This window comes from Paraburkholderia caledonica NBRC 102488 (assembly GCF_000685095.1).
GTDB classification, from domain to species: Bacteria; Pseudomonadota; Gammaproteobacteria; order Burkholderiales; family Burkholderiaceae; genus Paraburkholderia; species Paraburkholderia caledonica.
This window is the reverse complement of sequence record NZ_BAYE01000024.1, coordinates 14,784-29,623: the sequence shown is the minus strand read 5'-3', so window position 1 is coordinate 29,623 and position 14,840 is coordinate 14,784. Positions and strand designations below refer to the sequence as shown.

The following is a 14,840-nucleotide window of genomic DNA, read 5'->3' as shown; positions in this document are numbered from 1 at the left end:
TCTGCAAGGCGCTGGCTCGATTCAACCTTGACGGGAGAGAACTATGAAAGCCTTCAACAAAACATCGCGTTCGATCATTGCGGCTTTGCTCGCGGGCGGCGCCTTGCTGGCAGCCGGCAGCGCGTCTGCGCAAGAACGCGTGATCGTGGAACGCGGTCCGGGACCGGTCGTGTATGGCGAGCCGCACATGATGCCGGTGGGCGTGTCGATCAACATCGGCTGGCATGGCGACCGCTATTACGACGGTCACCGCTATTGGGATCACGACGACTGGATGCGCCACCATCCGCGCGACTATGATCCGCGTCACCACGGTCGCGACGAACACCGTCCGCCTCCGCGCTACTAATTCGCACATGACCGCGCCGCTTCTTGCGGCGTGACCCGGCAAAGCCGGCTCTTCCTCGCGGAAGGCCGGCTTTGTCGCATTCGGCATTGTCCACTTGCGTACTGCGCTATCCTCTAACGCTTTCGTCGATGTCAGCAAAGGGAGCGGTCGTGAGCAAGGCAGCGAAGGCAGTAATAGGGGTCGTCGGGACGGGGTTGATGGGCGTCGGCATCGCCACGCAAAGTGCATTGCACGGATATCGGACTGTCGTGCACGACGTGGACGCGGGGCGTCTTGCGAGCGTCGCGCCGAAGGCGGAAGCGGTGCTCGACGAACTGATCGACGCCGGCCGCATCGACTCGAAGGCGAAAGAGGCCGCGCTCGCCCTCATCGAGACTCACGCGGAACTGGACGTAATGCGGTCGGCGGATTTCGTCATCGAAGCGATCCCTGAGGTGCTCGAGTTGAAGCACCGTCTGTATGAAAAGCTGACTGCGATTCTCGCCCCAAACGCTATTCTTGCCAGCAATACGAGCGGCTTCCCGCCCGATCAGCTCGTCGCTCCGCTGGTTGCAAAAGAGCGTTTCGTGATCGCGCATTTCTGGAATCCGCCGCACATGATTCCGCTCGTCGAAGTGGTGCCCGGAAGCGCGACCGCACCCGACGTCACGGCCAGGACCGCAGAATTGATGAGCGCAATCGGCATGGAGCCGGTGATTCTCACGAAAGCGATTCCTGGATTCGTCGGCAACCGCTTGCAGTTCGCGGTGTTGCGCGAGGCGCTCAATATCGTGCGCTCGGGCGCCGCAACGCCGGACGTGGTGGATCGCGTCATGAAAGCGTCGCTGGGCCGCCGGTGGGGAATCGTCGGGCCGCTGGAAGCCGCGGACATGGGCGGGCTGGATACTTTCCTCGACATCTCCACGCATCTGATGCCCGAACTGGCGAAGGACGAAAACGTGCTCGACCTGTTGCGTCAACAGGTGCAGGCGGGGCGTGTCGGCGTGCGCAGCGGCGCGGGCTTCTATGACTGGGACGACGCACACCTTGCGCAAGTCAAGGCAGGGCGCAAGCGCGTCATTGCTCAAGGGTAGCAAACCCGGGCTCGGCACTTGAGCAAACTCCGCGAGGAGGCGGGTAGCTGCCGTGGCGTCGTAAGGCAGTCATCGCGAGTTTTCGGGCCGGCCCAATGTGCCGCCCGTCAGTCTGCTGTATAAATACCCGTCGCCTTCTTCACGCTCCGCTCCATGTCCCATTACTTTTACGACCCCGCCGCCGGCCACAATCTTGCGCATGACCCGTTCAAAGCCATCGTCGCGCCACGGCTGATTGGCTGGATCTCCTCACGCGACACTGAAGGCATGCTGAACCTCGCGCCTTACAGCTTCTTCGGCGCGTTCGCGAGCTTCCCCCCGATCATCGGTTTTTGCAGCGAGGGTCGCAAAGACAGCGTCGCCAATATCGAAGCGACCGGCGAGTTCGTCTGGAACCTGGCAACGAAACCGCTCGCCGAGCAGATGAATCGTTCGTCAGCGCCCGTTCCGCCGCACGTCGACGAATTCGAACTCGCCGGGCTCACGCCTGCGCCTGGGCGCAACGTGGAGGTGCCGCATGTCGCCGAATCGCCGGCCGCGCTCGAATGCAAATTGCTGCAGGTGGTGCGGCTGCATAGTCTCGACGGCAAGCCGATGGACAACTACCTGTCGCTCGGCCAGGTGGTCGGCGTGCACATCAACGAGGCGTATCTGAAAGACGGTCTGTTCGATACGCACGCCGCGCAGCCGATCATGCGCGCCGGCTATCGCGGGGACTACGCCGAAATAGGCAACATGTTTCAGATGTTCCGCCCGACCGCATAAACGGCGCCGCGTCCAGACAGCGCGCGCGAGCGGGCTTTCACCCCGTTGCTGGCGGCCGTCGACGCGATGGGCGCGATGCCCGCGGCTTCGCATCCGAATCGGCAGCGCTGCTTTCCCCCGAATCTTGCGCATTCGATACAACCACCGCTTTCGCATCCAACTGTTCCACGGAATCCACCGCGGACGCAACTGGCGCCGCGGCCATGAGTTCGGCGGCAACGGCCGCGGCGGCGGGCACCGGCCGGATCGTACGCGCATGCGAACTCACCAGCACGGCGCGAGGTTCATTGTCGTAAATCACGGCCCGCACTCGCGGATAAATCTGTCGCGCCCATCGCTGTCCGTTGAACACGCCGTAATGCCCGACACCGGTCTGCACATGATGTGTCTTCAGGTAAGGGCGCAACTTGTCGCACATGTCCTGTGCGGCGAGCGTCTGCCCAACCGCGCAAATGTCGTCCTTTTCGCCTTCAACGGTAAGCAACGCAGTACGGCGTATTGCTGACGGATCGACCAGCCGGCCCATGACTGTGAGTTCGCCTAACGGCAGCGCGTGCCGCTGAAAAACCGTATCGACAGTTTCCAGATAAAAATCGGCGGTCAGGTCCATTGTCGCGAAGTATTCTTCGTAGAACGAGAAGATCGTGTCGGCTTTCGCCGGATCTCCTTTGGCCCGTTCGTAATACAGGGTTTCGAACGAGTCGAGATGTCGGCTCAGATTCATCGACATGAACGCGCTCAGCTGCACGAATCCCGGATAGACGCGCCGATGCGCGCCTGCAAAGCCGAACGGTACGGCGCTAATCAGGTTCTTCTCGAACCACTCGATCGGTTTGCTTTTTGCCAGTTCGTTGACCCGCGTCGGATTGATGCGCGTGTCGATCGGACCTGCCATCAACGTCATGCTGGCGGGTTGTGCGGGATTGTCGTCAGCGGCCATTAGCGCGACGGCGGCTAATGCCGCAACGGTCGGTTGACAAACGGCGAGCAGATGCGCGCCGGGTCCAATCGTCTCGGTGAAGTCGATCACGTGCTGCACGAATTCGTCGAACCCGAAGCGGCCCTGACTTAGCGGCACGTCGCGCGGGTTATGCCAGTCGGTGATGTAGACGTCGTGCTCGGCGAGCATGGTGCGCACGGTGCCGCGCAGCAGCGTGGCGAAATGGCCGGACATCGGCGCGATCACGAGCACGCGCGGCTGTGGCGCTGGCACCGTCGTCTGTTTGCGAAAGTGCAGCAGTGAGCAGAACGCGGTACGTGCCGCGACTTCCTCGACGACCGGAACAGGCTTGCCGTCCATCATCACGTTGTCGATTTCGAACGGCGGCCGCACGGGCGTGAGGCCCGCGAGCGTCAGCAGATCGCAAGCCGCGCGAAGCGACCGTCCATGCGAAGTCGCGCCGAACGCGCGCCACGTGTCGAGCGAACGGTTCGTCAGCGTCGCGCCGTGACGCATGGGGAGCATCAAGTCCGCGAACGCTTGATAGGTTGGATAGGCGAACAGGTTCATGCATCCGCGCGCAAGCGTTGAAATGAAGGAGCCCGAATAGAAGGCAAGTCACATGCCATTGCGTTTGCACGCAACAGCCGCGTCGGCACATTGGCATAGCATTTGCGCGCGTCGTGAAAGCGGTCCGGATTTGCCGCGCTTTGGTGCAACGGCGCACGGCAACGTGCATGTGTGCCGTCGGGCGTCGGCCTAACGCCTCATCAGGAGGGGATACGTATGGCGAATACCACGCTCACCATCAGCAGCAAGAATTATTCGTCGTGGTCGCTACGCGGCTGGCTGCTGACGCGGTTTAGCGGCTTGCCGTTCGAAGAAATCGTGATGCCCATCGACGATCCGGCGGCGCGCGCCGAACTGCTACTTCTGTCGCCGTCGATTCTCGTGCCTTGTCTGTCTCACGACGGCATCAAGATCTGGGACACGCTCGCCATTGCCGAATATCTGAACGAAGTCAGGCCTAAAGCAGCATTGCTGCCGGAAGACATTCGCGCGCGTGCGCATTGCCGCTCGATTTGCGGCGAGATGCATTCGGGTTTTGCTTCGCTGCGTTCCGCGCTGCCGATGAACCTCAAGGCGCACTTCCCCGACTTCAAGGTCTGGGCGCGCGCGCAGTCGGATATCGACCGGATCGTGACAATCTGGAACGAGTGTCTGGAACAGTACGGCGGTCCGTTCCTGTTCGGCGAGCGCACTGCGGCGGATGCCATGTATGCACCGGTCGTGACGCGTTTTGTGACATACGACGTGAAGCTCGAACCGCATATCGCGGAATACGGGCAGCGCATCATGGCTCTGCCCGACATGCAGCAATGGCTTGCGGACGCGCAGCAGGAAGCCGACGAGATCGACGAACTGGATGTCGAATTCTGACGGCCGACGCTTCTGCAACCTGGCCGCGATCCCGCGGCGCTCAGTCCCGCCCGCTTTCCAGTTTGAAGACGCTGACCACTTGCGCAAGACGCGCGGCGTGATCGCGCAGTTCGGCGGCCGCGTCTTCCGCTTCGCCGACAATCGTCGCGTTCTGCTGTGTGGCTTCGCCGATCTGCGTGACTGCGAGGTTTACCTGCTCGATTCCGCCCGATTGTTCGCGCGACGCAACGCTGATCTCGCCCATGATCGCGCGGACCTGGCCGACCTGCTGAACAATGCCTTGCATCGTCGTGCTGGCCTGCTCGGCAATCTGGAAGCCGCTTTGCACGGTCGCCGTCGATTCGGCGATCAGACCTTCGATCTCCTTGACCGAAGCCGCGCTGCGCTGAGCGAGCGCGCGTACTTCCGAGGCGACCACCGCAAAGCCTTTGCCGTGCTCGCCCGCGCGGGCCGCTTCAACGGCTGCGTTCAGCGCAAGGATATTGGTCTGGAACGCAATGCCTTCGATCACGCTCGTGATCTCCGCAATCTTTTGCGACGAGCGGCTGATCTCGCCCATTGTCGACACAACGCGTTCCACTGCACGGCCACCTTCGAGCGCTGCGTCCGCTGCGCGCGTGACGAGGTTGTTCGCTTGTGCCGCGTGGTCGGCGTTCTGCTGCACCGTCGATGTGATCTGCTCCATGCTCGCTGCCGTTTCTTCAAGGCTGCTTGCTTGCGTGGCGATGCGCGACGCAATGTTGCCGCTACCCGTGGCGATCTTCTCGGTGCCATGCGACATATCGGTGGACGCGCTGCGCACTTGCGAAACAATGCGTGCAAGCCCTTCGCCGATGCCGTCGATCGAGCGCATCAGGCGGCCAATCTCGTCGGCGCGGCTACTCGCGCTTTTCGCGACGCGCACGCTCAGATCGCCCGAGGCGAAGCGCTCAGATGCCTTCGCGGCTTCATCGAGCGGCCGGCTGACGAGGCGCCGCACCGCAAACAGGAACACGACCGCGAACACGCCGACCAGCACAAAGCCGAGTACCAGGAAGCGATTGCGCGTGGCGGTGATATCGGCCATTACTTCGTCGCGCGGCGCGATGCCGCCCACCAGCCATTGCCATTCCGGCACCGTGATGAACGAAACGAACTTGCTGCGCGTGCCTTTCTCGCCGAGCGTGGCGTCGGCGGAACTGTATTCCAGCCGGCCTTCCTTCATGTCGAGCATCTGCTGATACGGCGCGTTCGCATTGTCCGCGGCCTGGCCGGCGGCGGCCGGATGCACGATCAGCTTGCCCTGATCCGGGCCCTTCGACGCGTTGAGCACGAAGTAATACCCGCTGTCGCCGATCTTCAGCTTGCGAATGCCGTCTTCGACCTGCTGGATTTCCTGGTCGACGTTCACACCGACAAAGAGCGCGCCGATGACGCGGCCGCTTGCATCGGTAACCGGCCGGTATTGCGTGATCCAGCGCTTGCCGAATAGCGCCGCGAGCCCCGTATAAGGCTTGTTCGCGACGAGGAGCGCGTAGGCCGGCCCTTTGCGGTCGAGCAGCGTGCCGATTGCGCGCGAGCCGTCCTGCTTCTTCAACGATGTAGTCACGCGCACGAAGTCGTCGCCGGTGCGCGCGAAGATGGTCGCCACTGCGCCGCTGCGTTCGAGAAACTGGTCGGGAATGCTGAAATCCATGTTCAGGACTTTGTCGCCGGCCTTGAACGTGGGCGTGGCCACGCCGTTTACGTCGATCTTCTGCGTTTCGTCGAGCGTGTAGGTAGTGGGCAGGAAGCTCGCGAACATCGATGTCGAGCGGTCGACTTCGGTGGACAACGCCTTGTCGAACAAGGTGATCATCGCGGCGATCGAGCGGTCCTTTTCGGCGATGCGCTCGAGCACCTGGTCGCTGACCTGCGTGCCGGCGCTGCGCGTGAGCGCCCACGTGAAGGAGGCGAAAATCAACGCCACCAGCACGCATGACAGAGCGGCGAGCCGGGCGCCGACGCTGGCGCGGCGCAAAGAGAGAAATTCCATGGGCGTATGCGGAGTAAAAGGGACAAACGAGGCACGGCTAGTGCGGAGGCACTCTCCGGCAACGTGACTTGTTTACGGCCGCAATCGACGCTTTCTTTAGGAAAGTGGAAGCCTTCTGTAATAGTGAGGCGCTCGTTGCGAGCGCCATGGCGTCACACCTTTGCTCGCCACGTGCGCAACAACAGCGCATTTGTGACGACGCTGACACTGGAGAACGCCATCGCCGCGCCGGCCAGCATCGGGTTCAACAAGCCGAAAGCGGCGAGTGGAATGCCGATCAGGTTGTACACGAACGCCCAGAACAGATTCTGCTGGATCTTGCGCCAGGTTTTGCGAGAAATATCGATCGCGTCGGCGACGAGCGCCGGGTCGCCACGCATCAGTGTGATGCCCGCTGCGTGCATGGCGACGTCGGTTCCGGTTGCCATGGCGATGCCGATGTCGGCGGCGGCCAGTGCGGGCGCGTCGTTGATGCCGTCGCCGGCCATCGCGACGATGCCCGCGCTGCGCATTTTCAGGTCGCGGATCACGCGGGCCTTGTCGTCCGGCAGCACTTCCGCATGAAATTCGTCGATGCCGAGCGCTTCTGCAACGCTCGCCGCACTGCCCCGGTTGTCGCCGGTGACGAGTACGCTTTTGACGCCCATTGCCCGGAGCCTGTCGATAGCGGCGCGCGCCGTCGGCTTCACCGTGTCGCCGAATGCGATCAGCGCGAGCGCGACACCGGATTGTGAATCGCGCTGCATGAGCCAGGACACGGTATTGCCCGCGGCTTCGAGTTCGCGGGCGCGCGCGTCGGCTTCCGGCGACAGGCCGATGCCAAGTTCGCGAAGCCAGCGCGCGCTGCCGAGCGCGAGCGCGCGGCCTTCGACGTCCGCTTCGACGCCACGACCGGCAACGGCCTTTGCGGCGCTCGCATTAAGCACGCGCGCACTGGACCCCGCCGCTTCATGCGCCCTGACGACGGCTCGCGCCAACGGATGATCGCTTTGGCGCTGCACGGCGGCGGCGAGGGCCAGCGCTTCGTCGCGGCCCATGCTGCCGACCGGTTCGAACGCTGTCACCGACGGTTGGCCGATCGTCAGCGTGCCGGTTTTGTCGAACGCAACAATATTCACGCGATGCGCGGTTTCCAGCGCCTCGGCGTCCTTGATGAGCACGCCGTGCCGCGCCGCGACGCCGGTTCCGGCCATGATCGCCGCGGGCGTCGCGAGTCCGAGCGCACAGGGGCAGGCGATCACCAGCACGGCGACCGCGTTCAGGATCGCTGTTTCGCCACCGGCGCCGGCCAGCAGCCAGCCGATCAGAGTGAGCGCGGCAATGCCCAGGATCGCCGGCACGAAGATTTCGCTGACGCGGTCGACGAGCCGCTGGATCGGCGCCTTCTCCGCCTGCGCACTCTCGACGAGGCGAATGATCCGCGCGAGTGTCGTTTCGGCGCCGATCGCGGTGGTCGTGACGGCAATGGCACCTTCGCCGTTGATGGAGCCGGCGGTCACCGCGTCGCCCGTCTGTTTGGCCACGGGCATGCTTTCGCCGGTAATCAGCGATTCGTCGATGTGAGTGCGGCCTTCCAGCACCGCGCCATCTACCGGAACCCGTTCGCCCGGCCGCACGATCACGACGGTCCCCACCTTGACTTGCGCGAGCGGCACGTCGCGCTCGTCCGCGCCGACGCGAATGCGGGCCCGGTCGGGACGCAGCGCCTGCAGCGCGCGGATTGCGTCGGTGGTTTGGCGCTTGGCGCGCGCTTCGAGCCATTTGCCGAAGCGCACCAGCGTGATGACGACAGCCGAGGCTTCGAAGTAAAGATGCATCGCGTCGTCCGGATGAGTGGCCAATTGATACACGCTGATGCCATAGGCCGCCGACGTGCCGAGCGCCACCAGCAAGTCCATATTGCCGGCGCCGGCGCGCACGGCGCGGTAAGCCGCGCGATAGAAGCGCGCGCCGAACACGAACTGCACGATCGACGCCAGGCCGAATTGCAGCCACGGCGGAAGCATCGCGTGCACGCCGAACCATTCGCCCAGCATCGGCACGATGAGCGGCAACGTCAGCAACGCGCAGACGAGCACGGCTATCAGTTCGCGACGCGTCTGGCTGCGTTTGCGCTCGGCGGCGGTAGGGACGGCGGCGCCAGAGGCCGTTTCGGGAGCGCTGGCAACGTCGGCATCGGCCAACTCCGGCGCTGCATCCGGCGGCGCGAGCAGCGCCGCTTCATAGCCTGCTTTCTTGACGGCGGCGATCAGCGCGTCCGACGCGGCGGCTGCTGCGGCTGCAGTCAGATTGACGCTCGCGGTCTCGGTGGCCAGATTCACGGACGCGGAGGCGACGCCCGGCACCTTCGCCAGCGCCTTCTCAACGCGCATCGCGCAAGAGGCGCAGGTCATCCCGCCGATTTCGAGTTCGGCGGTACGAGTCGGGGTGGCGTCGGTGTCGTGTGAAGCAGTGGCAAGTTCGGTCATGGTGGGTCAGGCTGGCGACGGCATTGAGCGGCATGATGAAGTCTAGTATTGACCTTCCCATGATGGGAAGGTCAAGCTCATGCGTGCAACGCGACTGTGAGACGTTCCGGAACAGGCGGCGAGCCGCCGTTACCGGAAATCGCGCCGCGCTTCGGAAACAGAATGCTATTCACGCCTTTGCGCTTGCCTGAGAAGCGCGGATACGATACAACGCGATGTTGTCGGCGATGCGACGCGGACTGGCTGCGCTGGGTTTTGGGAGACCGCGCGAGCACCGTTGCGCTCGCGCCGGCGTCTCCCTTTGGACAGCATGTTCCGCCCACTGAACGAATGATAAAAAATCGCCGAGCACTGTTTTCGAATTACTGGACCTGCGCATCCGTCGCGGGCCTCGCATTCCTCACCGGTTGTGCGTCGACGCCTTCCACGACGCAAAAATCCACTGGCTGGATCAAGGACGAAGTCGCCGATTCATACGTGTTCGGCTATCCGTTGGTACTGATGCGCGTCGCGCGCGACGCGGCAGTCGGCACCGACCCCGGCCGCGCGCCGCTCAACACGCTGCGCCATGCGCAGGCGCTGCCGCCCATCGGCGCGGCCAATCCAATGCAGCCGAGCCTCGACACGCTGGATTCGACCGGCTGGCTGGACGTCGGCGCGGAACCCGTGATCATTGCGCTGCCGGATTCGCATGGCCGTTACGTCGACGCTCGCGTGCTCGACATGTGGACCAACGTGGTCTGGTCGACGAGCGATCAGCTCGCCACCCGCGCGGCTGGCATCAAGGCTCAAGCCATCGCCTTCGTCGGACCGGGTTGGCAGGGCGATCTGCCGAAAAACGTGAAGCGCGTCGATGTGCCGACCCGCAACGCGTGGGTGAGCGTGCGCATTCAGTCGAACGGCACGCGTGATCTGACCGCGGTTCGCAAGCTGCAACGGGCGATCCGCGTCGCACCGCTTTCCGTCTATGTGGGCGACGCGCGTTCGGCGTCGATTGTGCCGCCGCGCAGCAGTGCCGATGCCGCCGCTTCCGCGAACGCATCGGGCACGCCTGCCGCGCAAGTCGCAGCGCTCGACGCGAACGGCTTCTTCAACCGACTCGCGCAGGCGCTGGCCGACAACCCGCCGGAGCCCGCCGATCCGCATGCGCTGAAAATCCTCGCTGACCTTGGTGTGGAGCCGGACCAGCCCGTCAAGCTGCCTGGCGCATCGGAGGCGATTGCAGCCGGGCTCGCCGATGGTCACGAACGTGTGGTGACGCCACCGTCGAACTTGCTGACCGGCAATGGCTGGAGCTGGTTCGGCGATGGCGTGGGCAACTACGGCCCCGACTACGCACTGCGCGCATACGCCGCGTACGCGCAGCCCGGCATCGGCACGAAAGACGACGAAGTGCGAGCGGTCGTCACTCAGGACAGCGACGGTCACGCACTCAACGGCGCGAATCGCTATGTGATTCACTTTGCGCCGAATCAGTTGCCCCCGGTGCGCGGCTTCTGGTCGATCACCGCTTACACGAAAGACGGCGCGCTCGGCGAAAGTGCGCCGGCGCGTATTGCGGTGGGCGATCGCAACGGCGCGCGCCGCAATCGCGATGGATCGCTCGACGTGACCGTGTCGTCCACGCGCGGCAAGGGCGGTAACTGGCTGCCGGCGCCGCGCGCGGATCTGCAACTGGTGCTGCGTTTGTACGCGCCGAAGCCTCAAGCCACCGACGGCACCTGGCAACCGCCGGCCGTCGTGCGTCAGTAATTCGCACGAGTCTGCTGCACACTGGCCCGGGAGATTCGAAGGCCGATCAGCGCGTCCGTCACGGCAGCATATGAGTGACGGACGCGCGGCTTTATCGCGCGAGCAATTGTGTAAGCTCAGCTTACATTTATATCCCACGAAAGATTCACGACTTATACTGCCGCTTGCGGGATTTTCGTTCAGCGGCGGGCTTGCCGCCGCATTACCCAAAACCGAGCATGGCAAGCATTAATAAAGCATCATTCGCCTCTTCCATGCGGACCGTGCGCGACGTCGCGCAATCGCGGCGCACAAGGCGCGTCATTACAGGTCTGCTCATCTTCATCGTATTTTTCGGTCTGCTGGGCTTTTTCGCGGCGCCGCCGCTGATTCGCCACATCGCCGAACAGCAACTCAGCAAGCAGCTCGACCGGCCCGCAACTATCGGCCGCATTGCGCTTAATCCCTACACGCTCAAACTGGAAGCCGACCGCGTACATATTGGCGAACGCGGCGGTGCTGGCAATTTCGTGGATATCGAGCGGCTCATCGTGCAGCCGTCGTGGAGTTCGCTGTTTCGTGCAGCGCCGATTATCGACGAAGTTCAGCTCGACTCGCCGCGCTTCCATGTGGTTCGCTATGACGCGCAGCGCTTTAATTTCACCGATCTGATCGAAAAATTTTCCAAGCAGCCGAGCACGCCAGATACCAAGCCGACGCCCTTTTCCGTATCGAATATTCGACTCGAGAACGGCCAGATCACATTCGACGACAAACTGCTCGGCGCCACTCACGTAATCGACCAATGGAAGCTCGGCATTCCGTTTATCGCCACGTTGCCTTCCAAAACCGATATCTTCGTCGAGCCGTTGCTGCGCGCGCGGATCGACGGCAGTCCGCTTGCCATCGACGGCAAAACGAAGCCGTTCGCTGCGTCGCGTGAGTCGGAAGTGTCGTTGCGCTTCGACGGGCTAGACGTGCCGCGCCTGATCTCGTATGTGCCGACAAAGCTGCCTGTGATCGTGCAGTCGGGCAAGCTGTCTACCGACCTGAAACTGAACTTCATCATGTCGAACGACGCGCCGACGCTGCGCGTTGCCGGCACCGTCGATCTGAACGACCTGAACGTGCAGGACCTGGGCAAGGCGCCGTTTTTTGCTGCGCGCGCCGTGCATGTCGCCGCGCGCACGCTCGAGCCACTGAAAAGCCTCTACCATTTCGACGATATTCGTATCGACGCGCCAAGCGCGAATCTCGCGCGTGACAGAAGCGGCGTGCTGAGCGTGGAGCGGATGTTCGCGCCCGCGCCGGCCACTGCAAAGGCGGTAGCTGGATCGGCGAGCGCGCCGGCGGCGGCATCGAGCACAAGTGATACGAAAAGTGCTGCAAAGACCGACGCCGCAAAAGACGCCGCGAAGCCTGTGCCGCCGCTCGATCTTTCGATCAAACGTTTTGTGCTCAATGACGGTACGGTGAACGTGCAAGACGAAGCCGCGTCGCGCCCCGTCGACGTCGGTCTGGAAAAACTCGCTGTCACGCTGACCGATTTTTCCACGCTGGCCACCGCACCCGCGCATTACACGCTGAATACCGACTTGAAGCGCAGCGGTGGTTCGCTCGGCCTGGCCGGGGCATTGAGCCTCGCCGCTAAGACCGCGAGCGCGAAGCTCGACGTCAAGTCACTGAATTTGCCGCTGCTGCAACCGTATCTCGACGCCGCGACCACTGCGCAGGTGACGGACGGCGTGCTTTCCACGACGGCGAATATCGGCGCGAACTGGTCAAAGTCGCCGGCTGCCGTAATGATCGCGGATACGCAACTTGACATGCGTTCGTTGAAAGTGGCGGCGCGCGGCGGTAGGGAGCCGCTCATCGCGCTCGCCCAAGGCAGCGTGAAGGTCAAGCAGGTGGACCTGAATGCCCGCACGGCCGACGTCACGAGCGTTGACACCACAGGCCTCGCAGTCGACGTGCAACGCCTGAAAGACGGCAGCATCAACCTTGCGTCGCTCGGGGCGGCTCACGAAGCTGAACCGACGCGCACGGCGATTCATGCGGCGAAGAAGGCACAAGCCGAAGGACCGGCGTGGCGCTACAAGATCGGCGAACTGAATGTCAAAGACGCCACAGCCAATTTCACCGACAACACCACGCCGCAGCCGGTGAAACTGGGCATCACGCCGCTGCAGTTGAAAGTGAAGCAGATCAGCAACGACCTCGGCCGTCCGTTGCCGGTCGAACTGCAAGCCACGCTGAACGGGAAAGGCACGCTCGACCTCAAGGGCGACGTTACGGCAACGCCGCTGAAGGTCGCCGTCAAGGTGAACGCGAACCGGCTCGACGCCGCGGCTTTCGAACCGTATTTCGGCAGCAGGTTGAATGCTGCGATCGCGAGCGCGCTGCTCAATGCCAGCGGCGATCTTGCGTTGAGCCAGGCGAAGTCGTTGAAGGCGAGCTATCGCGGTGACGTTGCGCTTGTCGACGTTCGGATGCTTGACAAGGCAACGTCGGACCCGTTCGCGGGATGGCGGTCCCTCGCGCTGTCAAAGCTGAAAGCGGATTACGACGAGCACGGCACGTCAGTGGACGCGGAGCGCGTCACCTTCACGAAGTTCTATGGACGCGTGCTGCTCGACGCACAAGGCAAGCTGAATCTCACCGACGTGGTCGCGCACGAAAGCGGCGCAGCGCAGTCGCTCACGCGCGACAAGAACAACAAGGGCGGTGCCGAACCGGTGCCGTTGACGCCGCCCACGGCGTCGGCGGTCGTCAACTCGTCGGCGCCCGTGGTGGCCTCCGCGTCTGCGCCGGCGTCTTCCGCCGCGCCCGCGACAGTGACGGCCGCAACACCGCCGCAAAACCCGGTCAAGCTGCATTTCGGCCAACTCGTCTTGCAGCAAGGCCGTGTAACGTACACCGATAACTTCATCAAGCCGAACTACACGGCGAACCTGGTCGGCATTCAAGGCACGGTAGGCGCGTTCGGTACGCAGTCGACCACGTCTGCGCCTGTGGAGATCGCGGCGAAGCTGGCGGCCAACGGCCCGCTGTCCATTCGCGGCACCGTCAATCCGCTGATTGCGAAGCCGGCGCTCGATCTGACCGCAAGCGCGCACGACATCGAACTGACCAATCTCACGCCGTATTCCGCGAAATATGCCGGATATCCGATCACCAAGGGCAAGTTGAACGTCGACCTGCATTACAAGCTCGAGAACGATCAGCTGAATGCAGACAACCATCTGTTCATTGATCAGCTGACGTTCGGCGATCACGTCGAAAACGACACGGCGACCAAACTGCCGGTGCGGCTCGCCATTTCGCTGCTGAAGAATTCGCGGGGCGAAATCGACGTGAATCTGCCCGTGTCAGGCTCGTTGTCGAATCCTGAGTTCAGCATTGGCGGGCTGATCTGGCATGCGGTGCTCAATCTGCTGCAAAAGGCGGTCACCGCGCCGTTCTCACTGATTGCCCACGCGTTTGGCGGAAGTGGCGAAGAGTTAGGCTATGTGGAATTCGAACCGGGCTCGGCGCAGCTCACGGAAGACGACAACAAGAAGCTCGACACGATTGTGAAGGCGCTCGGCTCCAAACCGTCGATCAAAATGGACCTGATCGGCCGCGTGGATCCGAAACTCGACGAGCCCGCATTGCGCGCACGCTACGTGGACCGCCTCGTCAAACAGCAGAAAATCAAGGACGTAGTGGGCAACGGCCAGAGCGTGGACTTGTCGAGCGTCACCGTCGATCCGAAGGAATACGAGAAGTACCTGACCAAGGCGTATAAATCCGCGGACTTCAAGAAGCCGCGCAATTTCGTCGGCCTGACGAAGAGCATGCCCGACGACGACATGAAAAGCGCGCTCGCGGCCAACGCGCCCATCGACGAGGCCAGCTTGCGACAGCTCGCGCAACAGCGGGCGCAGAGCGTGCAGCAGTATCTGGACGGCAAGATCGACAGCAGCCGGGTGTTTATCGTCGCACCGAAGCTGGACGCAGACGGCATCAACGATAAAGGTGCGACTACGCGAGTCGATTTTGGGCTGAAGTGAGCGACGCC

9 protein-coding genes are annotated in these 14,840 nt (G+C 63.1%); 6 read left to right on the top strand and 3 right to left on the bottom strand.

Annotated elements, in window-relative coordinates; translation table 11 throughout:
• Positions 1–43 precede the first annotated feature (43 nt).
• The 3 genes from BCA01S_RS29330 to BCA01S_RS29320 all read left to right on the top strand — a co-directional run bounded on the left by BCA01S_RS29330 (position 44) and on the right by BCA01S_RS29320 (position 2,187).
• Complete coding sequence (locus BCA01S_RS29330; protein ID WP_020068568.1) at positions 44–349, top strand: hypothetical protein; 306 nt, start codon at positions 44–46, stop codon at positions 347–349.
• 128 nt (positions 350–477) lie between these two features.
• Positions 478–1,422 (top strand): 3-hydroxyacyl-CoA dehydrogenase family protein, encoded by a 945-nt coding sequence (locus tag BCA01S_RS29325; RefSeq protein WP_084166991.1) that lies wholly within the window; start codon positions 478–480, stop codon positions 1,420–1,422.
• Between the two features lie 153 nt (positions 1,423–1,575).
• Positions 1,576–2,187, top strand: a complete 612-nt coding sequence (locus BCA01S_RS29320; protein ID WP_027779961.1) for a flavin reductase family protein — start codon at positions 1,576–1,578, stop codon at positions 2,185–2,187.
• A gap of 37 nt (positions 2,188–2,224) precedes the next feature.
• Here BCA01S_RS29320 and BCA01S_RS29315 read toward each other — a convergent pair whose 3' ends face one another.
• On the bottom strand, positions 2,225–3,697 hold the full coding sequence (locus tag BCA01S_RS29315) for a polyhydroxyalkanoate depolymerase (RefSeq protein ID WP_042319824.1): 1,473 nt from the start codon (positions 3,695–3,697) through the stop codon (positions 2,225–2,227).
• Between the two features lie 216 nt (positions 3,698–3,913).
• Here BCA01S_RS29315 and BCA01S_RS29305 point away from each other — a divergent pair, with 216 nt between their 5' ends.
• Positions 3,914–4,567 (top strand): glutathione S-transferase family protein, encoded by a 654-nt coding sequence (locus tag BCA01S_RS29305; protein WP_027779959.1) that lies wholly within the window; start codon positions 3,914–3,916, stop codon positions 4,565–4,567.
• Between the two features lie 40 nt (positions 4,568–4,607).
• Here the strand turns inward: BCA01S_RS29305 and BCA01S_RS29300 are convergent, their stop codons facing one another.
• Positions 4,608–6,581 (bottom strand): methyl-accepting chemotaxis protein, encoded by a 1,974-nt coding sequence (locus BCA01S_RS29300; RefSeq protein ID WP_027779958.1) that lies wholly within the window; start codon positions 6,579–6,581, stop codon positions 4,608–4,610.
• Positions 6,582–6,733: 152 nt separating this feature from the next.
• Positions 6,734–9,049: a heavy metal translocating P-type ATPase gene (locus tag BCA01S_RS29295; RefSeq protein WP_027779957.1), complete on the bottom strand. Its 2,316-nt coding sequence runs from the start codon at positions 9,047–9,049 to the stop codon at positions 6,734–6,736.
• 330 nt (positions 9,050–9,379) lie between these two features.
• Between BCA01S_RS29295 and BCA01S_RS29285 the strand changes: the two genes are divergently transcribed.
• Together BCA01S_RS29285 and BCA01S_RS29280 are read left to right on the top strand one after the other, a co-directional pair.
• A complete protein-coding gene (locus BCA01S_RS29285) occupies positions 9,380–10,801 on the top strand; it encodes a DUF1254 domain-containing protein (RefSeq protein WP_027779955.1) in 1,422 nt (473 codons plus the stop codon).
• A 218-nt stretch (positions 10,802–11,019) separates the two neighbouring features.
• Positions 11,020–14,832, top strand: a complete 3,813-nt coding sequence (locus BCA01S_RS29280; RefSeq protein ID WP_027779954.1) for a DUF748 domain-containing protein — start codon at positions 11,020–11,022, stop codon at positions 14,830–14,832.
• Positions 14,833–14,840 lie beyond the last annotated feature (8 nt).